Below are 20422 nucleotides of genomic sequence, written 5' to 3'. Positions count from 1 at the left end.
ATGCCGACGATTTTGGTGATTTGTACCGCGAACCAATGCCGTTCACCCATGGCGGAAGCCTTGCTGCGCAAGCACCTCGCCGACGCCGGCTATGCCGATTGGCGTGTTGAATCGGCGGGGACGCAGGCGCGCAACGGTATTCCCGCCACCGATAAGAGTGTGCAGGTGATGCGCGAGTATGGTCTGGATATCAGCCAACACCGTTCGCGCGAGGTGACGGCTGAGATGCTGGCGCGCGCCGACCTGGTGCTGACGATGACAAGCGGGCACAAAGAAGCCTTGCTCGTCGAATTTGCCGAAGCGCGCGACAAAACCTTCATGCTGAGTGAGATGTCGGGCTTCCCCGTGGAGATTGCCGACCCCGTGGGGCAGTCGCTTGAACGCTACCGTGAAACCGCACGCGATATTGACATGTTTATCCGCAACGGCCTTTCCGCCATCATTGAACATGCAAAGGGGCATGCACAATGAACACGACCAAACAAGCATTGATGAACCGTTTTCGTCAGCGCGATGCAACGCTGGCCGTGATTGGTTTGGGCTATGTGGGATTGCCGCTGGCGCTGGCGTTTGCCCGCGCCGGCTTTGAGGTGATTGGCATTGACGTCAACGAAGAACGGGTTGCGCTGTTGCAACAGGGCGTTTCCTACGTCGAGGATATCCCCCACGAGCACCTGCGCGCCCTTTTGCGCCAACCTGTGCCGGCTGGCGGGCATGCGTCCATGCCCCAGAGGGGCGGTTTTCAGGCGACAACGCGCTTTGATGTGCTGCGCGATGTGCAGGCGGCGATCATCTGCGTTCCTACCCCGCTCAGCAAAACCGGCGACCCCGACATCTCCTACATCACCGCTGCTGTGGAACAGGTGGCAACCTATTTGCACCCTGGGATGCTCGTCGTGCTCGAAAGCACCACCTACCCAGGGACAACCACCGAAGTTGTGGTGCCGGCGTTGACGGCGCATGTGCCCACGCTTCAGGTAGGGCGCGATGTCTTTGTCTGTTTTTCGCCTGAACGCATAGACCCGGGGCGCAAAGATTGGACGATCGAAAACACCCCCAAGGTCATGGGTGGGGTGACGCCCGATTGCCTGGATGTGGGGCGCACGTTGTATGAGCAAGCCATCCAGACGATTGTGCCGGTCAGCAACACCGAAACCGCCGAAATGGTGAAATTGCTCGAAAACACGTTCCGCGCTGTCAACATCGCCCTGGTCAATGAAGTGTTGCTGATGTGTGATAAACTGGGGCTGGATGCGTGGGAAGTGATCGAAGCCGCCGCCACAAAACCCTTTGGCTTCATGAAATTCACCCCCGGACCCGGGTTGGGCGGGCACTGCTTGCCGATTGACCCGCTCTACCTTTCCTGGAAACTGAAAACGCTCAACTACCACGCCCGTTTCATTGACCTGGCGACGCAAATCAACACCTCAATGCCCGCCTACTGGGTGCAGAAGGTGCAGGATGCGTTGAACGATGTTGCCAAACCGGTGCGGGGAAGCCGTATTCTCATCATTGGCGTGGCCTACAAGCGCGACGTGGGCGATTTGCGAGAATCTCCCGCTCTCGATATCATCCATTTGTTGCAAGCCAAGGGGGCGCACGTCATGTACCATGACCCACACGTGCCGCGCGTGTTGTACGACGGCATTGACCTGACGTGTGAACCCGACCTGGACGCGGCGTTGGATGCCGCTGATTGTGTGGTCATTGTGACCGACCACAGCACCTACGACTGGGCGATGATTCGTCGCCGCGCACGAGTGTTAATTGATACGCGCCATGTGGCGTAGATGCGCCAAGGACGGGCGACCCTGAAACATGGGAGCCCGTTTTTCATTGATAAGCCCGAAAGAAAAAACGAGAAGAGGAACCCTATGCCGACCACAAGTTACCGCCGAACGCATTTGCAGCAACTCGAATCCGAAGCCATTTACGTGATGCGCGAAGTTGCCGCGCAGTTTGAACGCCCGGTCTTGCTCTTTTCGGGCGGCAAAGATTCGATTGTGCTGGTGCATTTGGCGCGCAAGGCTTTCTACCCCGGCAAAATTCCGTTTCCGCTGTTGCACATTGACACCGGACATAACTTCCCCGAAACGCTTGAATTTCGCGACCGCCTGGTTGAGAACATTGGCGCACACCTGATTGTGCGCTATGTGCAGGACAGCATTGACCAGGGGCGCGTCAAAGAAGAGACGGGACCGTACGCGTCGCGCAACGCCTTGCAAACCGTCACCCTGCTGGACGCTATCGCCGAATTTCGCTTTGACGCCGCTATCGGTGGGGCACGGCGTGATGAGGAAAAAGCCCGCGCCAAAGAGCGCTTCTTCTCGCACCGCGACCAGTTTGGGCAGTGGGACCCCAAGAACCAGCGCCCCGAACTCTGGACGCTCTACAATGGGCGCAAGGGGCCCGGCGAGCATTTTCGCGTGTTCCCCCTCAGCAACTGGACGGAACTCGATGTGTGGATGTACATCAAACGCGAGGGAATTGAATTGCCCAGCCTCTATTTCGCACATCGGCGCAAAGTGGTCAACCGATTGGGCGTCTGGCTTGCGGTGTCGGATATTGTGCAACCGTTGCCCGGCGAAGAAGTGGCCGAAAAAACGGTGCGCTTCCGCACGATTGGCGATATGACCTGTACGGGGGCGGTGGAGTCGAACGCCACGACCATTGACGACATCATCCTTGAAGTGGCGACCGCACGGGTGACTGAACGCGGCGCGCGCGCCGACGACAAGGTCTCCGAAGCCGCCATGGAAGACCGCAAGCGCCAGGGATACTTCTGACCAAAACGCTTTGGCAACAGTGGAAAATGGACGCAAAGAAGAGGAAACCCATGACGATTGAGTACCAGCCTGAAACCAAAACCGACCTTGAAACGCCTTCTGCGGCGACCGAAGTTGTCGAACTGTTGCGCTTCTCAACAGCGGGCAGTGTAGACGATGGCAAGAGCACGCTCATTGGGCGGTTGTTGTACGATACGCGCCAAATTTTTGAAGACCAACTCGACGACGCCCGACGCGCCAGCCAATCGCGCGGCGACCCCTCTATGGAACTGGCGCTGCTCATGGACGGCTTGCGTGCCGAGCGTGAGCAGGGTATCACGATTGATGTGGCGTATCGCTACTTCGCGACGCCCAAGCGCAAATTCATCATCGCCGACACACCTGGACACATTCAGTACACGCGCAACATGGTCACCGGCGCTTCGACGGCTGAACTCGCCATTATCCTGGTGGATGCCCGCAAAGGCATTGTCACCCAGACCAAGCGCCACACGTTCATCTCGACGCTCTTGCGCATTCCCCACCTGGTGATTGCCATCAACAAGATGGACCTGGTGGACTATTCGCGTGATGTGTACGAACGCATCATGGCGGAATTCAACGAATTTGCCGCCAAACTCAGCGTGCAAGATGTCGTGTTCATCCCCATTTCGGCGCTTCATGGCGACAACGTGGTGCACAAAAGCGCCAACATGCCCTGGTACGATGGTCCAACGCTGTTGCACCATCTCGAAACCGTCAACGTGGGCGCCACGCGCAACCTTGTGGATTTTCGCTTCCCCGTGCAGTACGTCATTCGCCCCAACCAGGACTTTCGCGGCTTTGCCGGGCAGATTGCCTCAGGGCGTATTCGCCCCGGTGAAGAAGTGGCCATTTTGCCGTCGGGGTTGACCACGCGCGTCAAGTCCATCGTCACGTTCGATGGAGAACTGGAAGAAGCCGTGGCGGGCGATTCGGTGGTGCTGACACTTGAAGATGAGATTGACATCAGCCGCGGCGATATGATTGTGCGCGTGCACAATTTGCCGCAAAAGTCCAACCGTCTGGACGCCATCATCTGCTGGATGGATGAAGAACCGCTCGACCCTCGTCGCACGTACTGGTTGCAACACACCACGCGCACGGTCAAAGCGTTGATTTCCAACGTGAACTACCGCATTGATGTGGATACGATGCACCGCATGGACGCCGAGACGTTGCACCTGAACGATATTGGGCGTGTGCAACTCACCACCACACAACCGCTCTTCTTCGACCCGTACGACAAAAACCGCGCCACCGGCTCTTTCATTCTCATTGACCCCTTCACCAATCGCACGGTTGCCGGCGGCATGATTCGCGATATGACGCGCGACGTGGACGATTTGGTGGAAGAAGAACGCCCCTCGGTGACGGTGCGCCGTCCCGTCTCGCAAAATGTGGTGTGGGAAAGCGGCGCACTGACGCGCGAAATGCGCGAACGCCTGAAAGGCCACAAAGCCGCTGTGCTCTGGTTCACAGGGTTGTCCGGTTCGGGCAAATCAACCGTGGCCAAAGCGCTGGAACGCCGCCTGTTCGAGATGGGCGTGCACACCTTCTTCATTGACGGCGACAATCTGCGCCACGGCTTGAACGGCGATTTGGGCTTCACGCCCGAAGACCGCGCCGAAAACATTCGCCGCGCCGCCGAAGTGGCGCGCCTGGCGTTTGAGCATGGCAACGTGGTGCTGGCGTCCTTCATCTCCCCCTACGAGCGCGACCGCGAATTTGCCCGCTCGCTCATTCCGTCGGGGCGCTTCTTCGAGGTCTATGTGAAGTGCGATGTTGAGGTGTGCAAGCGGCGCGACCCCAAGGGGTTGTATGCGCGGGCACTGCGCGGCGAAATCAAGAACTTCACGGGCGTGGATGCGCCCTACGAAGAACCGCGCTCGCCCGAACTGGTTGTCGAAACTGACTTGCAAAGCGTGGACGAGATTGTCGAAACCATCTTGCAAGAATTGGTGCGCGTCGGGATTGTGCCGCCGCCTGATGATACGCCATCCCAGGCTTGACATTTTGCTGATTTCAATCAAAACCTGTCAGGTCGCTTTTGGCCTGGCAGGTTTTCTTATCTTTTGAACATGGGGGAAACATGGGAACATATCTTGTCACCGGCGCGGCTGGCTTCATTGGCGCCAATGTCGCCGCGCGATTGCTGGCGGAAGGACACACCGTTGTTGGTGTGGACAATTTGAACGACGCCTACGACGTGCGCTTGAAGCAGTGGCGGCTCCAACAATTGCAGCCGCACAACGCTTTTTCCTTCACGCATACCGATATTGGCGACCTTGCCGCGCTACAAAGCCTCTTTGAAGCGCACCGTTTCGACGCCGTCATCAATCTGGCGGCGCGGGCGGGCGTGCGGCAGTCGGTACGCAATCCGTGGGTGTACATGGAAACGAACGCCACGGGGACGCTGAACTTGCTGGAACTGTGCCGCCAGCATGGCGTGGGCAAATTTGTGCTGGCGTCCACATCCAGCCTGTATGGGCGGCACAACCCAATGCCCTATCGCGAGGACGCCGATACCAACTCGCCGCTCTCGCCCTATGCGGCTTCCAAAAAAGCCGCCGAAGTGATGGCGTACACCTACCACTACCTTTACGGCATTGATGTGAGCATTTTGCGCTACTTTACCGTGTATGGACCCGCTGGACGCCCCGACATGAGCCTGTTCCGCTTTGTGCAGTGGATTGCCGAGGGCAAGCCGGTGGTGGTCTTTGGCGATGGTCAGCAATCCCGCGATTTCACCTACGTGGACGACATTGCACGCGGCACGATTGCCGCCTTGCGCCCACTGGGCTACGAGATTATCAACCTCGGTTCTGATACCCCCGTGGTGCTTATGGACGCCATTCGGCTGGTGGAGCGTCTGGTGGGGCGACCGGCGCAACTGGTGCACCGCGAGGCGCACCCGGCGGATGTGCGCGCTACATGGGCGGACATCTCCAAAGCCGAACGTTTGCTCGGTTGGCGTCCGCACACCTCGTTTGAGGAAGGGGTCGCCAATTTGGTGCGATGGTATCAGGAAAACCGAGACTGGGCGTCGCAGATTGAGACGGGTGTTTGAGGCATGGCGGAGCAAAAGCGCTACATCATCTTCAACAAGCCCTACGGTGTGTTGTCCAGTTTCACTGATCCCGACAATGCCGGGCGCGAAACGCTGGCGGATTACGTGCCCGTGCCTGATGTGTACGCTGCGGGGCGGCTCGATTATGACAGCGAGGGGCTGATGTTGTTGACCAACGACGGCAAACTGAGCCATCGCCTCACGCATCCACGGTATCGGCACAGCAAAACCTACCTGGTGCAGGTGGAAGGGATACCGACTGATGAAGCGCTTGACCAGTTGCGGCGGGGCGTGGTCATCAAGGGGGGCTACAAAACGCGCCCCGCGCAGGTGGAACGGTTGCCTGAACCGCCCGACCTCTGGCCGCGCCGTAAACCCATTCGCGAGCGCAAAAGCGTGCCGACGTCGTGGCTCAAAATCACCATCACCGAAGGCAAAAAACGCCAGGTGCGCCGCATGACGGCGGCGGTGGGGTATCCCACGTTGCGCCTGGTGCGCGTGGCGATTGGTCCGCTTGAATTGGGGGATTTGCCGCCCGGCGCGTGGCGTGAACTGACCCCCGAAGAAGTGCAGACCTTGCGCGAGTATGTCACCGAAGCCGCCAAACGGCGCAACGCCTCGCGGTCGCGCCGCAAACGACGCCAACAACGCCAACAGCGGGGGCGTTCGTCATGAGTGCGTGGGACATTGCGGTGTTGGTGCTGGTTGGCACGGGGAGCGCATGGGGGGCGTGGCGTTTGCGGGGCTGGTGGGACCGCTTGCGCCGCCGTTGGGGACGGCGGGGACGCAAACGCCGTTCGCGCCGCCCAAAACCGCGCACGCAAAGCGTTTTCAAGATGTCGCCCGAAGAGTTCGAGCATTTGTGCGCGCGCCTGATGGAAGCATGGGGCTACCAAACCGAAGTGGTTGGGGGAAGCGGCGATGGCGGTGTTGACATTCGGGGTTGGAAGGATGGGCGCTACGTGATTGCGCAGTGCAAACGCTACAAGCGCGCTGTCCCTGCCTCGCTGGTGCGCGAATTTTATGGCGTCATGGTGCGCGAGCAAGCGGACAAGGGCTTCTTTTTCACCACAGGGCGCGTTTCCGAAGCCTTGCACCGCGAAGCCGCCGAATTTACCCGCAACGGCTACCCCATTGCGATTGTGGACGGCAAGGAGTTAGAAGCGTACTTGCAAGCCAACAAGTTGCCGTCGCCCTGGAAAAGCCGCGAGCGAATGGGTGGGTAGCGCGCGAGTAGCGCGGACAAGGTGGCGGGGCACTTGTTTCCAGAATACTCGCCCGCCATCTGGATAGAACGTGACCGCATGAGAACGTCCTATCTGCACATGTGGCTCATGTGGCGCGAAGGCGTCATGCGGCTGACAGATTTTGCGCTGACCGAGGTGTGCGCCTATGTGGAGCGTGTGCGGTTGAGCCGCCAGATGGTTGCGTTGAGGATGGCGGCAAAACTCGACCATGCCAGATAGGGCAGCAAAAGAGCCCCTGCGCGAGAATCAATCGCCCAGAAGCGGCGTATGGTTTCGACAATGGCGAGCCAGAGCGCCACAATTTCCGCAAATGCCCATGCAGGGCGTCGAAGACCGAAGAAGAGCACCGACCAGAGCGCATTCAAGCCTAACTGCGCACCGTACACCGTCAATGCTGTTTTGGTTTCCGGAGCGTTTGGGCGCTTTTGCCAGACGAGCCAGGAAGCAATCCCCATTGCCGTGTAGAGAAGCGTCCAGACGGGACCAAAGAGCCATGCGGGCGGGTTCCAGCGGGGTTTGCGCAAGGTCGGATACCAGGTTTTCACGTTGCGTGCGGTGGCAAAGCCGCCGAGTGCGGCTGCGGTAAATGGCGCCAGCAAGGCAAGCACCAATGACCCCAAGCGTTGGATAGACATGTGCGATTCCTCCTCTGAGTAAGTTGTTGGTTTCAATCATAGCCAGGCGTGCCGCCTTGTCATCAGGAAATGCGCACCAGCGGCAGAATTTCCACATGCAATTGCTCGGCGTAGTGCAACAAGGGCGCTTGCGTCGGGCGTTGCCATTCGGGAAGCCACATGCTGTTTTCGGAGATGGTGGCTGTGGCGGGTTGGAGCGGCCAGGGTGTGTGGCGAATATCGCCCCGATACAGTCGCCCGTGATTGTCGGCGGCGAAAAGGCAGTAGCGTTCTGTGAGAAAGTGTTCCAGCGTTCCCGGCGTCGCCTGGAATGGTGCACCGCTTGGGGCATACGTGGCAACGAAGCGGGCGGGGTGCCCGCGTGCATCGCGGCGCTGACTGCGATAGACGACGGTTTCCCCTTCGCGGTGGGTGTGCATGTCGGCGTAGAAGTAGGGCAGGTGGAAGAAGCGCCGCGCGCCCCATACCGCCAGGCGGCTGGCGGCGTCCAGACTGAAGAACCAGACCCCCGCATGGTCGCCGTGCCGCACGTAGGTGCGCACGTTCAACTCGGCAAAAGCATGCGCCCCAATCAGCGGGATACCGCCGTGCAAATGAATGTTGCGCATGTGGAACGGCACGACGCCAATCCACGCCACGCCGTCAAACGTTTCGAGCCTGAGCGCCGCAGGAATGTGTGGGCGGAGCATCTCAGGCGGCACAGGCCAATGGGCGAACAGCAGTTGGTGCCATTCCTGATACATCGTCAACGGGAGTTGCATAAGATGCGCTCGCAAATGGTTCTCAAAAGCAAAAACCTGGCGGAGCGCAAAGCCCCACCAGGTTTGATTGTGAACGGCGTTCAATACCGCGTCAATTAGCGTACTAAATCCGTCACGGGGTTGAGGGCGTAGAGTGTCATCAGTTTCACAACGGCTTCGACATCGTGCAGGTCCACCATTTCGCTGGGTGAGTGCATGTAGCGGTTCGGGATGGAGAGCAGCGCCGCCGGAATGCCCTCGCGGGTGATGAAGATGGCGTCGGTGTCGGTGCCGGTGTAGCGGGTGGATGCGGTGAGCGTGTAGGGCACGGCGTGCTCTTCGGCGAGGTCGCGCAGGCGGCGCAACACTTTGGGGTGAATTTGCGGACCGACCGTCAGGTTCGCGCCGGAACCGAGCGGCGATTCGCCCGATTCTTTCTTGCTGATGCCCGGTTGGTCGGTGCAGTGTGTCACGTCCACCACCAGCGCCGTGTCGGGGTTGAGGCGGTACGCCGAGGTGAACGCGCCTTTCAAGCCGATTTCTTCCTGCACGGTGGCAACGGCTGTCACTTCGGCGGTGACCCCGTTGGCTTTCATGTGGCGCAGGGCTTCCAGCACGGTGAACGCGCCGATGCGGTTGTCCAGCGCACGCGAAACCACGCGCCCATTCAACACCTGCACCACCGGCTGTTCGATGACGCCAATGGTGCCAACTTCGAGGTATTGCTTGGCTTCGTCCCCATCTTTTGCGCCGATATCAATCCACAAATCTTTCAATTCCACGGCTTTTTTGCGTTCTTCGCTTTTCAGCAGGTGAATGGCTTTGCGCCCGACAACACCAATCACATCGCCTTGCAGCCCCTTGAAGCGTACCCGTTGCCCAATCAGCACTTGCGGGTCCCAACCGCCAAGCCCCTTCACGTACACATACCCTTTTTCGTCAATGTAGTTCACAATGAGGCCGATTTCGTCCAGGTGGCCGGCGAGGAGCAGGCGGGGCGAACCGCCGGGGTTGATGGTCGCGTAGGTGTTGCCGTGCGTATCGCGTTCGACGCGGTCGGCAAAGGTCTGCGCCGCTTCCATCCAGACCTGCGCGGCGTCGTCTTCAAAACCGCTTGGACCAATGGCTTCCAGCAGGCGTTTCAAAAATTCTTCATTGAGTTTGACGTCCATACGTGCCTCCACTCTGTGAGATTGAAAACTTAGAACGGCTAACGGTTTTGTATGGTATTGTGTTCACCGAAAGCGGCAAATGGCACAAAAAAGGGCGGCGCTGTGGCCGCCCTGTGTGTGGGTGCGTCGCTCAGGCGCGCACTTCCTGGCGCTGAAAGATGACATAGCCCAGTGCGAAGAGCAGAATGGTCGCGGCAATCAATCCCGTCAACTGCGGCCAGATGAGCATGATGCTTTGCCCCAGCGGCAAGGGCGACCCCAGGATCGCACCTTGGAGTTGCGTGGGCAGCACGACACCTAGCACGCGCGTTTCGGGCTGCAAAATCCCGATGGTGGCTTCGCTGTACAGCGTGTTGGGCGCAAGCCGCGCCAGATACAACTCGGTTTGCGCCAGGCGGGCGTATTCTTCCAGGTAGCCGTAGCGCACCGGGCTGATGACCAGCGCGAGTGAACTGGCGATGAAGCCCCAGAACGCGATGAAGAAGAGCCAGACGGCGATGGAAGCGAGCGCGGCTGTCGCCGGCTGGCGGAAGATGATGGAGAAGAGCATGGCTAGCGCCAGCCAGACGCCGCCGTAAAAGATGGCGACGATAAGGTAAATCAGGCTGCGCAACACTTCCTCCGTCGAGGGCGGCAACCCCAGCCGCAAAATGCCCATGCCGATGATGAGCAGCCAGATGACGCTCAGCACCAGCGAGAGCGTGAAAAGCCCCGCCAGGAACTTCCCAAAGAGCAGGGCGTCGCGGTAGATGGGTTGCGCCAGCAAGCGCGACATGGTGCGCCGGTTGAATTCGCCATTCACCGAGTCAAACGCCAGCGCAATCGCAATCAGTGGAATGAGGAAGCCCAAAAACCCAATCAGCGCCGGCAGAGGGTCGCGCCCGGTGGTGAAGAGGCGCAGGAACAGGAAGCGGTCTTGCCCGACCGTGGTGCGCAAGTTTTCGGACGCGGCAAAGACGGTGCCCGCCGCCGTCAGCAGGATGATGAGTTCGAGAATGTGCATGCGGGCGCTCGTCAGGTGGTCGGCCATTTCTTTGCCCACCACCGCCCAGAGCCCCGTCCATGGAGAGCCCTCGCGGATGCGGATGGCTTGCTCATGCGGCTTCGCCATGTTCCACCTCCTTGAAGTAGCGGGCGTAAATCTCTTCCAGGTTCGGCTCTTCAACAGCCAGCGAGAAGAGTTTGCCGCCCGCTTCGATGACGGCTTTGGCGGCTTCGGGGCGCAGGTCTTGCGTGGCGGCGATTTCGTAGCGGTTGTTGCCGACCACGCGCACCTCGCTTGCGCCTTTGAGCGCCGCCAGCGCGTTTTGGATGGCTTCCTGGTTGCCGCTGGCTTCCACAAAGACGCGATACCCGCTCCCGAGCACTTTCTTCGCCAATTCTTGCACCGTGCCTTCCAGCGCCATGCGCCCGCGGTGGAAAAGCCCCACACGGTCGCAGACCGCTTGCACCTGATAGAGCAAGTGCGACGAGAGCAAAATGGTGATGCCCTGTTGCTTCAACTGGCGGATGAAGTCGAGAAACTCGCGCGAGGCTTCGGGGTCCAGCCCCTGGGTCGGTTCGTCCATGATGACGAGTTGGGGCTGCTTCATCAAAATTTCAGCCACGCCCAGGCGCTGGCGCATACCGCGCGAGAACGTGCCCACACGCTGGTCGGCGACGTGCGCCAAGCCCACTTGCGTCAGCGCCTCCTCGATGCGGCGATAGGCTTCTTGCCGCGGCAGCCCGTTCAACTTGGCGGTGTAAATCAGGTTTTCGCGCGCGGTCAGTTCATCGTAAAAGCCTACCTGGTCGGGCAGGTAGCCCACGCGCGATTTGACCGAGAGCGGGCGGCGCGTCGGGTCCAGCCCGAGCACGCGCACCTCGCCCTCGGTAGGGTCGGTCAGCCCCAGGAGCATGAGGATGGTGGTTGTTTTGCCAGCCCCGTTGGGCCCCAACACGCCAAAGACTTCTCCACGGCGCACGCGCAAATTGAGGTCGTTGACCGCGACGAAATCGCCGTACTTTTTGGTGAGATGGCGTGTTTCGATGACGAATTCATTTTGCTTGCTCATGATGCACCTCCTCCGCCATTAGCGGCGGCCAAAGCGCATCACAGCCAGCGCCACCACACCCACAGCCACCGCAATCAACGCCACACCAACAATGCCCCAGAGCGTCGAAGTCGTTACCGTGATGCGGAATTCGGCCGATTCGGTGTTGCCGTTTTCGGGGCGGGCGCGCATGGTCACAATGTAGTCCCCCGCCACCGCCTTTTCGGTGGGTTTGATGGTGGCGTTGACTTTGACTTCTTGCCCCACGGGCAACTCTTCAATCGTCTTGGGGTCGAATTCCACCGACCAGTTGGACGGCGCCGAGGCGCTCAATTCCACGTTCAGCGCGGACGCCGTGCCGTCGTTGCGCAGCACCAGCGTGACGGGCGTTTCTTTGCCGGCGGTCGCATTCGCCGAAAGGCGGCCGTCTTCGGTGGTCAGCGAGAGTTCGGGTTGCCCCGTGATGTCGGCGACCAGGTCGAGCGTCACCACGCTTTCACCGGCTACCGCCGCCACACTGACGGGGTATTGCCCGGCCGGCACGTCGGTGTAGGGCTTGACTTCGATGCTGATGCGCTTCGATTCGTTCGGACCGAGCGGCACGCTGGTGGTTTCTTGCCCGGTCAGTTTGAAGGTGACCAGGAAGCCTTGCGGCGCTTCGTAGGTCAGGTTGGCGGTGATTTCTTCATCACCTTCGTTCTTCAATTCCGCCGAGTAGCGGAACGTGGTGGTTGGCGTGCCGCGCAGAACGGGCAAATCAACCGTGAAGGAGAGTTTGGCGGGGACACGCTCTTTCACGCGAATTTCCAGCGGCACGCGCACCGTGTCGCGGTCGCCGCGCGCAATGACCGTCAGCGGATAGGAACCGGCTTCCACGCCGTCGGGCACTTCGACGCGTAGGCGCACCACCTGGTCTTCATCTTCGGGGCGGACATAGATCGCCTGGATGGTATCGCCGCCGCCCTGGAAGGTGGCGTCCCACCCTTCCGGCAAGCCTTCCAGGTCGAGGTAGATGGTTTGCGCGACACCCGTCACGTTGAAGCGCAGTTCAAAATCAGCACGTTGACCGGCTTCCAACACTTGCACGGGGTAGCGCGAGAAGACGTCAATCGCAGGGGTTTCAGTCACACCTTCTTGCGCCGAAACGGGGAACACACCAAAGGTCAGCGCAACCACGGCAACCAACAGCCAGCGAAGTGTTCGCATTGCGTCTCCCTCCCTTTGTTCGCTTGATGGTTGAGTTGGACACGAACGAACACGCAACAAACTGGTTGCACACGGCGCGAGATTATAGACAAAGCGTTGGCGCTTGCAAGCAAAAGCGGAGTGTGAGTGCTAGAAATTTTGTGCGGCAAAGTTTTTTATGCGCCGCGCCGCCGTTCCAGGCGTGCGAAGAGGATGGGCGCGCCCCACGCCAGCCAGAGCCCCAACAGCGCATAGCGCAGTGCCGCCGCCCACCACTCAGCGGGCAGGAGCGCGCGCGGTACGGTGTAGAGCAGCGCCACGCCGAGACCGCCCACCACAAAACGCAGGAGCAGCGCGGCGGCGGTTGGCGGCGCACCCAGGCGCACGGTGCGCCGTTCCCCCCAGAACCCGACCAGCGTTCCCACAAGCACGCCGGTTTGGCGAACGAGGGTTGTATCGCGGGTGAAGAGCAGCACCGCCAGAGGGGCGAGCGCCAGGCAGAGGTGCGCCGTGGTGGAGCGTTGTGCCAGCCACGCTTGCAGGGGGGCTTCGATACGCAGCGCCACCAGCAAGACGAGCAGCCCCAACAGCCAGCCTCCCAGCACATCGTGCGGAAAGTGCACCCCCAGATAGACCCGCGAGACGCCCACCAGAATCGCCATGACGGCGGCGGCAATGTACGCCCACGGTTGGCGGCTTTGCGCCGCCAGCCACCCCCACACAACGACGGCGTTTTGAGCGTGCCCACTGGGGAAACCGAACCCATCGGCTTCCACAAGATGCAGCACGCGCGCGGGTGAGGGGCGGGGTTGGATGAGCGCCAGTTTGGCAAGCGTGTTGACCGCGCCGGTCAGCATAAAGACGAGGAAAAAGCGAAACCCAAAGCGCGGATGAACGCCCCAGTAGAGCAAGGGAACGAAAACGAGGTAAAACCCTTCATTGCCCGTCCACGTCAGGGCTTTGAACAACGCATCAAGCCAGGGTGTGCGGGCGTTTTGGAGCGCCTGAATGATGAGATACCCCCATTCGTGCATTGTGCCTCCGTCAAGTTTGCCTGGCAAACAGTTGTTGGTATGATGTCGCGGCGTAGTCTATCGCGCACTGCCAAAATCTCAAACAAGCCATGTTGGCGACCGGCAACCCCCGTCTGGCGGGTTGTTTTTCTTTTTGAACACGCGAGGTGCTCTATGTCGAATCCATCACTCACACTTTCCACAACGTGTCAATGTGAACCGGCTACGCCGCCGGCGCGCCTTTGGTCGCTGGGGGCGGCGTACTTCTTCTATTTCATGGCGCTGGGGGCAATTTTCCCGTTCCTGCCGCTCTACTACGCCCGCCTGGGCTTGAACGATGAGCAAATCGGCTTGCTGGCGGCGGTGGTGACGGCGGTCTCGGTTCCCATGTCGCTGGTGTGGGGCACGCTGGCGGATAATGTGTCCAGCGAGCGGCGTTTGTTGCAAGCCATTCTGTTGGGCGTGGCGCTGGCTTTGTTCGCGCTTTCGCGCGTGGACTCTTTTGCGCTGGTGTTTGTGGTGGTGATTGTGTACGGTGCGCTCAACAGCGCGACCGTGCCCCTGCTGGACGGGTTGACGATCGAGAGCGTGCGCGCATACGGGCGTTCTTCGTTTGGTGAAATTCGTGTTTGGGGCTCCATTGGCTGGACGCTGGCGACCTTGCTCACAGGCAAAATTCTGGAATGGACGTTCTTTGAAATGTTCTTCTGGCTGGGGATAGGCTTGTTGGTGATGACGTTTTTCACCACGCCCTTTCACCCCGAACGTGGACAGCGCGCCAAAGCCTCGTTGCGTGAAGGCGTGCGCGATGTGCTCAAGCCGCCCTTCACTTTTATGCTGGCGGCGTTGCTGTTGTTGGGGATTGCCATGAGCGCCGCCAACAACTTTTACAGCCTCTTTTTGAACCGCATGGGGGCGTCGGAAACCCTGGTGGGCGTTGCCTGGGCAATTGGCTCTCTGAGCGAGATTCCCGTGGTCTTCTACGCGTCGCGGCTGACACAGCGTTTTGGTTCGGCGCGTATTTTGCAAGTGGCGTTCCTGGTGTTTGCCCTGCGCTGGTTCCTCTACGTGGTCTCTCCCTCGCCGGGGTGGGCGGTTGCGGTGCAGGTGTTGCATGGGCTTTCGTTTGGCACATTCCTGGTGGGGAGCATGGGGTTGCTGGCGGAACTCATCCCCTCGGAGCGCCGCGCCACGGCACAATTTTTGTTCATGGGAACGGTGTACGGTCTGGGGTCGCTGTTTGGGGCGACGTCGGGCGGGATGTTTGTTGAACGGTTTGGTGTTCGCGCGCTCTACATGGTGACGCCGTTGCTGGCGCTGGCGGGGTGGGGCGTGTTCGTCGCAACGGTTCAGCGCCGCCTGCAACAAAAAACGGTCTGAGCCGAGCGGCTCAGACCGTTGCTGTGTTCTGCGTGGGGTCAGGCGTCATCGCGCGGGCGCAATCGCACCGGGCTCATCGGCTTGCCTTTGATGCCGCGCAAGCCCTTGGCGTTGAACCAGGCGGCGATTTTTTCCATGTCGGCATCAATGTCGCCGCTGGGCCAGATGAGCGGTCCTAGCACAATGCGCTTGGTTGGGTAATCGGGGCCCGCAAGCAGAATGGGCACGCCCGCTTTCAGAGCGATGTAGTAGAAGCCGGAGCGCCAGTAGGGCACTTCCTTGCGTGTGGCTTCGGTGGCAATCACCAGAATCATGTGCGTGCGTTTGGCGAACGCAGCCGCCACCTGGTCCACAAGGTTTTGCCGCTTGCGCCGGTCCACAGGAATGCCCCCCAGCCGCCGCATGAACCAACCAATCGGGGGGCGAAAGAGCGTGTGCTTGCCAATCCAGTTGAGCCGCACCCCCAGCGACGTGGCGGCTAAGAGCAGCAACACCCCGTCCCAGTTGCTTGTGTGCGGGGCGGCGGCAATCACGAACTTGGGTTCGTTCGGCAATGTGCCTTCAACGCGCCAGCCCAACGTTTGAAAGATGCGTTGCGCCATCTTTTGCCAGCCGCGCCCGATATGGACCGCTTCCAGCGCCGGCGGCAAAGGTGGGAATGTGGTTTGCTCCTCGGTCATATCTCCCTCACGACGACGTTTCCAACAACCATTTTGCCGCGTTGAGTGTGTTGCGAAGCAACATGACCGACGTCACGGGTCCCGTACCACCGGGCACGGGCGTAATCCAGCCGGCGACTTCGGCAACTTCATCAAACGCGACATCGCCCACGAGTTTGCCGTCCACAAAGTTGATGCCGAAATCAATCACCACCGCGCCGGGCTTGATGAAGTCGCGCGTGACAAGCCCCGCCCGTCCCACAGCGGCGCACACGATATCCGCTTCGCGGCAAAGCGCCGCCAGATTTTGCGTGCGGCTGTGCGCAATGGTGACGGTCGCATGGCGGTGAAGGAGCAAGAGCGCCATCGGTTTGCCTACAATGTTGCTCCGCCCAATCACTACCGCGCGCTTGCCCTTCACGTCAATGTTGTAGGCGTCCAGAATGGCGATGCCCCCCAGCGGCGTTGAAGAGACGTGGTAGCGCCCACGCTGCTGTTGCAACAGCCCCGCGTTCAGCGGGTGGACACCGTCCACGTCTTTGCGCGGGTCGAGTGCCAGGATGAGCGCGTCTTCATCAATGTGGTTGGGCAGTGGTTCTTGAATGAGAATACCATGCACATGCGGGTCGGCGTTGAGTTCAGCCAGTTTGGCGCTCAAATCGGCTTGCGAACAATCGGCGGGCAGTTCGTGTTCCTGGAAACCAAACCCCGCTTTTTCAAACGAACGCCGTACCGAACGGGCGTGTGAAAGCAGCGCGGGGTCATCGCCTGCGCGAAGCATGGCAATGGTGGGAACATGCCCGGTCGCTTCGATGAACGCCTGGGCTTCGGTCATCAGTTCTTCACGTAAACGGGCAGCCAGTGCTTTGCCGTCCAAAATGTTTGCCATAAGAGCCCCCTTTGCTTCGTGTGAGTGATCGTGTGCATGCCATCGGTCATTGTCCTGAATTGCGCAGGTTTTGCAAGCGGCACGTGTGAGACGAGCGATGGGCACAGCGATGGGCATAGAGCGTTGGACAGTATCCGAGGAATTGAATACAATACCTTGACCACAACACGGGCGCGAGCCCGTTTTTTCACGTTGAGTGCGCGAGAGGTGGTGCGCGATGGGCAAAAAATATCACATTTGGACAATCGGTTGTCAGATGAATGTCGCCGACTCCCAACGCTTGGGGTCGGAATTGGAGAAGCGCGGCTATGAGTGGACCGACGAGGTCGAAGAAGCCGACGTGATTGTGCTCAACACCTGCGTTGTGCGCGAGCAGGCGGAGCAAAAAATTTATGGTCGCCTGGGGTCCCTCAAACCGCTCAAAACGCGCGGCGAAGGCGGTCCCATTGTGGGGTTGATGGGGTGCCTTGTGGGCGTGAAGAACCCGGCGCCTTTGCGCAAAGCGTGGCCTTGGGTGGACGTCTTCATGCCGCCGAGTGAGCCTGGTCCATTGCTGGCGTATCTCGACGGGCGCGAGTGGGATTACGACGCCTACTACGAGCAGGTGAAGCAACGCCAGGCGCTCAACGCCATGCAAGATGGCGAGATTGTGTTGCCCGCTCATGTGCGCGGCAAACAGGTGACGGCGCATGTGCCCATCATCTATGGGTGCGACCATGTCTGCTCGTTCTGCATTATCCCTTACCGCCGCGGGCGTGAACGCAGCCGCCGTATTGGTGATATTGTGCAAGAAGTGCGCAGTCTGGTTGAGCAAGGTGTGAAGGAAGTCACGCTGTTGGGGCAAATTGTTGACCGCTACGGGTATGACGTGCCCGATGGACCGCGCCTGCCTGATTTGCTGCGCGTGCTGCATGACATTGAAGGGCTGGAACGTATCCGTTTCCTGACATCGCACCCCAATTACATGACCGATGAACTGCTCCGCACGGTGGCTGAACTGCCCAAAGTGATGGAGCATATCGAAGTCCCGGTGCAGGCGGGGAACGATGACGTGCTGCGCCGTATGCGCCGCGGCTACACGGTGGACGATTACCGCCGCCTGATTGATCGTATCCGTGAACTGGTGCCGGGGGCGAGTATCATCACCGATATCATCGTTGGCTTCCCCGGCGAGACCGAAGAGCAATTCATGGATACGTACAACTTGCTGGCGGAATTGAAACTGGACAAGGCGCATATCGCCTGTTTCAGCCCGCGGCCGCATACCGCCGCCGCCCGCTGGGAAGATGATGTGCCGTGGGAAGAAAAAGAACGCCGCCGCAAGATGCTGGATGACCTGATGCACGACATTATGGCGGAAATCAACAGCGCCTACCTGGACCAGACGGTTGAGGTGCTGGTTGAAGATTTGCACAAGGGCAAGTGGCGCGGGCGTACACGCACCAACAAGTTGGTCTTCTTTGAAGATGAGCGCGACCGGCGCGGCGATTTGGCGCAAGTGCGTATCACCTGGACGGGACCGTACAGCATGCAGGGCGTGCCCGCCGATGCGCCGCCCAAAACGCCCGTGCTCGATATGGAAAACATTCTCACGCCCTAGCGCCCCACGTGTGCAGAACCAAAGCCGCGTCGCCACCGCGACGCGGCTTTTTGCTTTTCGCCCCTTTCTCCGCCCCTTTTTCGCCGTTTTCGCCCGCTGTGTAACTCATTTGTAACCGCTTTTTGCTATCCTCATCGTATCACCACGCCCTGACAACCCGTCTCGCAAAGGAGCATGCTTGTGGCTTTCTCGGTTGGTTTGCGTGCGTGGGGAACGTATGTTCCCCCTCATGTCGAAACGGCGGCTGATGTCGCCGCCCGGACGGGCATTCCCGAAGACGTTGTGGCGCACAAGATGGGGTTGCGCCGCAAACATGTGGCGGGCGAAGATGACCACTGCGCCGCGATGGCGGCGCGCGCCGCCCGCCTCGCGCTGGAACGGGCGGGCGTTCCCCCTGAAAGCATAGACCTCATTCTCTACCACGGGAGCGAATACAAAGAGCATTTCGTCTGGAACGCCGCCACCCATGTGCAACGCTTGATTGGCGCGTCCAACGCCGCCGCGTTTGAACTCTACGCCCTCTGCGCGGGCACACCTATCGCGCTGAAAACCGCGCGCGCCCTGATGCGCGATGATGCTCGCCTGCGCCGCGTCTTGTTGGTGACGGCGTCGCGCGAAAACGACCTGGTGGATTACGCCAACCCGCGCGCCCGTTTCATGTTCAACTTTGGGGCTGGGGCGGGGGCGCTCTTGCTGGAACGTGAGTGGCGGCGGCACACCATTCTGGGGAGCGCCGTCATCAGCGATGGCACGCTCAGCGAAGCCGTGATTATGCCGGCGGGGGGCAGCCGTATGCCGCCGAGCCAGGAGACGGTGGCGCGCGGCTTGCACACGCTCGACGTGCCCGACCTTGATTTTATGGGGCGGCGCTTGGGCGAGGTTTCCATGCCCAATTTCCTGCGTGTGATTCAGCAGGCGGTGGAAGCAAGCGGCGCACGTGTGCAAGATATTGATTTTCTGGCGCTGGTGCACATGAAGCGTTCGTTTCATGAAGCGTTGCTCGATGCGCTGGGATTGCGCGCCGACCAGTCGCTTTATCTGGACGAATACGGGCACATGCAATCGGTTGACCAGATTATGGCGCTGGAACTGGCGCATGCGCGCGGGGTGCTTCATGAAGGCGCGTTGGTTGTGTTGGCGGCGGCGGGGACGGGCTACACGTGGAGCGCCGTGGCGATACGCTGGTAGCGACAACGAAAGGAGCAAGGACGATGCGATTAGCGAACAAAACCGCCATCATCACCGGGGCGGCGCATGGGATTGGGCGGGCGACGGCGCTGCGTTTTGCCGCTGAGGGGGCGCGCGTGGCGGTCGCCGACCTGGACGCCGAAGGGGCGCAACGTGTCGCCGATGCGATTGCGGCGCAGGGGGGCACGGCGCTGGCGGTGGTGGTCAACGTGCGCGACCGCGCCTCGGTGGATGCGATGGTGCGCACCGTGCTGGACGCTTGGGGGCGCATTGACATTCTGGTGAACAACGCGGGCATTATCCGCGATGCGCAACTGCTCAAACTTTCCCCCGATGATTTTCAGGCGGTGCTCGATGTCAATATCACGGGCGTTTTCCATTGCACGCAAGCCGTCGCGCCGCACATGGTGGCGCAGGGGGCGGGCGTGATTCTCAACGCCTCGTCGGTTGTGGCGCTGTACGGCAACTTTGGGCAAACCAACTATGTTGCCAGCAAAAGCGCCGTGATTGGCATGACGAAAGTATGGGCGCGTGAATTGGGGCGCAAAGGGGTGCGTGTGAACGCGGTTGCCCCCGGCTTCATCGAAACACGCATGACCGCCGGCATTCCCGAAAAAGTCATCGCCAAATTGCTGGAACGTGTGCCGCTGGGGCGCATGGGCACGCCCGACGAAGTGGCGGCGGCGTATCTCTGGCTGGCGTCTGACGAGGCGTCGTATGTGAACGGTCATGTGCTCAGTGTGGACGGCGGCGCGGTGATTTGACCCGCCAACATGAGCAGAGATCCAACAAGTCAAAAGGCAAGGT

The 20422-nt window shown here is 60.3% G+C and carries 20 protein-coding genes; 11 read left to right on the top strand and 9 right to left on the bottom strand.

What is annotated here, in order from left to right; all coding sequences use genetic code 11:
- The 7 genes from SE16_RS13755 to SE16_RS13725 all read left to right on the top strand — a co-directional run bounded on the left by SE16_RS13755 (position 1) and on the right by SE16_RS13725 (position 7100).
- Complete coding sequence (locus tag SE16_RS13755; RefSeq protein WP_054491700.1) at positions 1 to 471, top strand: low molecular weight protein arginine phosphatase; 471 nt, start codon at positions 1 to 3, stop codon at positions 469 to 471.
- Positions 468 to 1790: a nucleotide sugar dehydrogenase gene (locus SE16_RS13750; protein ID WP_054491699.1), complete on the top strand. Its 1323-nt coding sequence runs from the start codon at positions 468 to 470 to the stop codon at positions 1788 to 1790. The genes SE16_RS13755 and SE16_RS13750 overlap by 4 nt, the downstream gene beginning before the upstream one ends.
- An 84-nt stretch (positions 1791 to 1874) precedes the next feature.
- Complete coding sequence (gene cysD, locus SE16_RS13745; protein ID WP_054491698.1) at positions 1875 to 2786, top strand: sulfate adenylyltransferase subunit CysD; 912 nt, start codon at positions 1875 to 1877, stop codon at positions 2784 to 2786.
- Positions 2787 to 2836: 50 nt separating this feature from the next.
- Positions 2837 to 4816: a sulfate adenylyltransferase subunit CysN gene (gene cysN, locus SE16_RS13740; protein ID WP_082373806.1), complete on the top strand. Its 1980-nt coding sequence runs from the start codon at positions 2837 to 2839 to the stop codon at positions 4814 to 4816.
- Between the two features lie 80 nt (positions 4817 to 4896).
- Positions 4897 to 5874, top strand: a complete 978-nt coding sequence (locus tag SE16_RS13735) for an SDR family NAD(P)-dependent oxidoreductase (protein WP_054491697.1) — start codon at positions 4897 to 4899, stop codon at positions 5872 to 5874.
- A gap of 3 nt (positions 5875 to 5877) precedes the next feature.
- Positions 5878 to 6549, top strand: coding sequence for a pseudouridine synthase (locus SE16_RS13730; protein WP_054491696.1), 672 nt, complete (start codon positions 5878 to 5880; stop codon positions 6547 to 6549).
- Positions 6546 to 7100, top strand: coding sequence for a restriction endonuclease (locus SE16_RS13725; protein ID WP_060687741.1), 555 nt, complete (start codon positions 6546 to 6548; stop codon positions 7098 to 7100). The genes SE16_RS13730 and SE16_RS13725 overlap by 4 nt, the downstream gene beginning before the upstream one ends.
- Positions 7101 to 7264: 164 nt before the next feature.
- Here the strand turns inward: SE16_RS13725 and SE16_RS13720 are convergent, their stop codons facing one another.
- From SE16_RS13720 to SE16_RS13690, 7 genes are all read right to left on the bottom strand, one after another.
- Positions 7265 to 7756 (bottom strand): TspO/MBR family protein, encoded by a 492-nt coding sequence (locus SE16_RS13720; RefSeq protein WP_054492720.1) that lies wholly within the window; start codon positions 7754 to 7756, stop codon positions 7265 to 7267.
- 62 nt (positions 7757 to 7818) lie between these two features.
- A complete protein-coding gene (locus tag SE16_RS13715) occupies positions 7819 to 8517 on the bottom strand; it encodes a YqjF family protein (RefSeq protein WP_054492721.1) in 699 nt (232 codons plus the stop codon).
- A gap of 95 nt (positions 8518 to 8612) precedes the next feature.
- The gene (locus SE16_RS13710) at positions 8613 to 9668 is read right to left on the bottom strand and encodes a M42 family metallopeptidase (protein ID WP_054492722.1); all 1056 of its coding nucleotides are present in this window, start codon (positions 9666 to 9668) and stop codon (positions 8613 to 8615) included.
- Between the two features lie 130 nt (positions 9669 to 9798).
- The gene (locus SE16_RS13705) at positions 9799 to 10779 is read right to left on the bottom strand and encodes an ABC transporter permease (protein ID WP_054492723.1); all 981 of its coding nucleotides are present in this window, start codon (positions 10777 to 10779) and stop codon (positions 9799 to 9801) included.
- Complete coding sequence (locus SE16_RS13700) at positions 10763 to 11722, bottom strand: ABC transporter ATP-binding protein (protein ID WP_054492724.1); 960 nt, start codon at positions 11720 to 11722, stop codon at positions 10763 to 10765. The genes SE16_RS13705 and SE16_RS13700 overlap by 17 nt, the downstream gene beginning before the upstream one ends.
- 18 nt (positions 11723 to 11740) lie before the next feature.
- Positions 11741 to 12907 carry a COG1470 family protein gene (locus SE16_RS13695; protein ID WP_054492725.1) on the bottom strand — a complete coding sequence of 389 codons (1167 nt, stop codon included), beginning with the start codon at positions 12905 to 12907 and terminating at the stop codon, positions 11741 to 11743.
- Between the two features lie 155 nt (positions 12908 to 13062).
- A complete protein-coding gene (locus SE16_RS13690) occupies positions 13063 to 13920 on the bottom strand; it encodes a phosphatase PAP2 family protein (protein ID WP_054492726.1) in 858 nt (285 codons plus the stop codon).
- A gap of 153 nt (positions 13921 to 14073) precedes the next feature.
- Here SE16_RS13690 and SE16_RS13685 point away from each other — a divergent pair, with 153 nt between their 5' ends.
- On the top strand, positions 14074 to 15279 hold the full coding sequence (locus SE16_RS13685; protein WP_054492727.1) for an MFS transporter: 1206 nt from the start codon (positions 14074 to 14076) through the stop codon (positions 15277 to 15279).
- 38 nt (positions 15280 to 15317) lie between these two features.
- On the opposite strand, the gene SE16_RS13680 is transcribed toward SE16_RS13685, so the two are convergent.
- Positions 15318 to 15959, bottom strand: coding sequence for a lysophospholipid acyltransferase family protein (locus tag SE16_RS13680; RefSeq protein WP_054492728.1), 642 nt, complete (start codon positions 15957 to 15959; stop codon positions 15318 to 15320).
- Between the two features lie 7 nt (positions 15960 to 15966).
- Positions 15967 to 16827, bottom strand: a complete 861-nt coding sequence (locus SE16_RS13675; protein ID WP_054492729.1) for a bifunctional 5,10-methylenetetrahydrofolate dehydrogenase/5,10-methenyltetrahydrofolate cyclohydrolase — start codon at positions 16825 to 16827, stop codon at positions 15967 to 15969.
- A gap of 217 nt (positions 16828 to 17044) precedes the next feature.
- Here SE16_RS13675 and miaB point away from each other — a divergent pair, with 217 nt between their 5' ends.
- The 3 genes from miaB (at position 17045) to SE16_RS13660 (ending at position 20379) form a co-directional block, all read left to right on the top strand.
- Positions 17045 to 18427, top strand: coding sequence for a tRNA (N6-isopentenyl adenosine(37)-C2)-methylthiotransferase MiaB (gene miaB, locus SE16_RS13670; RefSeq protein WP_060687739.1), 1383 nt, complete (start codon positions 17045 to 17047; stop codon positions 18425 to 18427).
- 180 nt (positions 18428 to 18607) lie between these two features.
- Positions 18608 to 19615, top strand: a complete 1008-nt coding sequence (locus SE16_RS13665) for a 3-oxoacyl-ACP synthase (RefSeq protein ID WP_200907242.1) — start codon at positions 18608 to 18610, stop codon at positions 19613 to 19615.
- A gap of 23 nt (positions 19616 to 19638) precedes the next feature.
- On the top strand, positions 19639 to 20379 hold the full coding sequence (locus SE16_RS13660; protein ID WP_054492731.1) for a beta-ketoacyl-ACP reductase: 741 nt from the start codon (positions 19639 to 19641) through the stop codon (positions 20377 to 20379).
- The last annotated feature ends 43 nt before the right edge of the window (positions 20380 to 20422 follow it).

Source organism: Ardenticatena maritima (assembly GCF_001306175.1).
In the GTDB taxonomy this organism is placed as follows: Bacteria; Chloroflexota; Anaerolineae; order Ardenticatenales; family Ardenticatenaceae; genus Ardenticatena; species Ardenticatena maritima.
This window is presented reverse-complemented; position numbering and strand designations above follow the sequence as displayed.

Coding starts and splice junctions, on each gene's coding strand:
- SE16_RS13755 (WP_054491700.1), top strand. CDS start 1: ATGCCGACGATTTTGGTGATTTGTACCGCGAACCAATGCCGTTCACCC.
- SE16_RS13675 (WP_054492729.1), bottom strand. CDS start 16,827: ATGGCAAACATTTTGGACGGCAAAGCACTGGCTGCCCGTTTACGTGAA.
- cysN (WP_082373806.1), top strand. CDS start 2,837: ATGACGATTGAGTACCAGCCTGAAACCAAAACCGACCTTGAAACGCCT.
- SE16_RS13735 (WP_054491697.1), top strand. CDS start 4,897: ATGGGAACATATCTTGTCACCGGCGCGGCTGGCTTCATTGGCGCCAAT.
- SE16_RS13660 (WP_054492731.1), top strand. CDS start 19,639: ATGCGATTAGCGAACAAAACCGCCATCATCACCGGGGCGGCGCATGGG.
- SE16_RS13690 (WP_054492726.1), bottom strand. CDS start 13,920: ATGCACGAATGGGGGTATCTCATCATTCAGGCGCTCCAAAACGCCCGC.
- SE16_RS13715 (WP_054492721.1), bottom strand. CDS start 8,517: ATGCAACTCCCGTTGACGATGTATCAGGAATGGCACCAACTGCTGTTC.
- SE16_RS13730 (WP_054491696.1), top strand. CDS start 5,878: ATGGCGGAGCAAAAGCGCTACATCATCTTCAACAAGCCCTACGGTGTG.
- SE16_RS13725 (WP_060687741.1), top strand. CDS start 6,546: ATGAGTGCGTGGGACATTGCGGTGTTGGTGCTGGTTGGCACGGGGAGC.
- SE16_RS13705 (WP_054492723.1), bottom strand. CDS start 10,779: ATGGCGAAGCCGCATGAGCAAGCCATCCGCATCCGCGAGGGCTCTCCA.
- SE16_RS13720 (WP_054492720.1), bottom strand. CDS start 7,756: ATGTCTATCCAACGCTTGGGGTCATTGGTGCTTGCCTTGCTGGCGCCA.
- SE16_RS13695 (WP_054492725.1), bottom strand. CDS start 12,907: ATGCGAACACTTCGCTGGCTGTTGGTTGCCGTGGTTGCGCTGACCTTT.
- cysD (WP_054491698.1), top strand. CDS start 1,875: ATGCCGACCACAAGTTACCGCCGAACGCATTTGCAGCAACTCGAATCC.
- SE16_RS13685 (WP_054492727.1), top strand. CDS start 14,074: ATGTCGAATCCATCACTCACACTTTCCACAACGTGTCAATGTGAACCG.
- miaB (WP_060687739.1), top strand. CDS start 17,045: ATGGGCAAAAAATATCACATTTGGACAATCGGTTGTCAGATGAATGTC.
- SE16_RS13710 (WP_054492722.1), bottom strand. CDS start 9,668: ATGGACGTCAAACTCAATGAAGAATTTTTGAAACGCCTGCTGGAAGCC.
- SE16_RS13750 (WP_054491699.1), top strand. CDS start 468: ATGAACACGACCAAACAAGCATTGATGAACCGTTTTCGTCAGCGCGAT.
- SE16_RS13680 (WP_054492728.1), bottom strand. CDS start 15,959: ATGACCGAGGAGCAAACCACATTCCCACCTTTGCCGCCGGCGCTGGAA.
- SE16_RS13700 (WP_054492724.1), bottom strand. CDS start 11,722: ATGAGCAAGCAAAATGAATTCGTCATCGAAACACGCCATCTCACCAAA.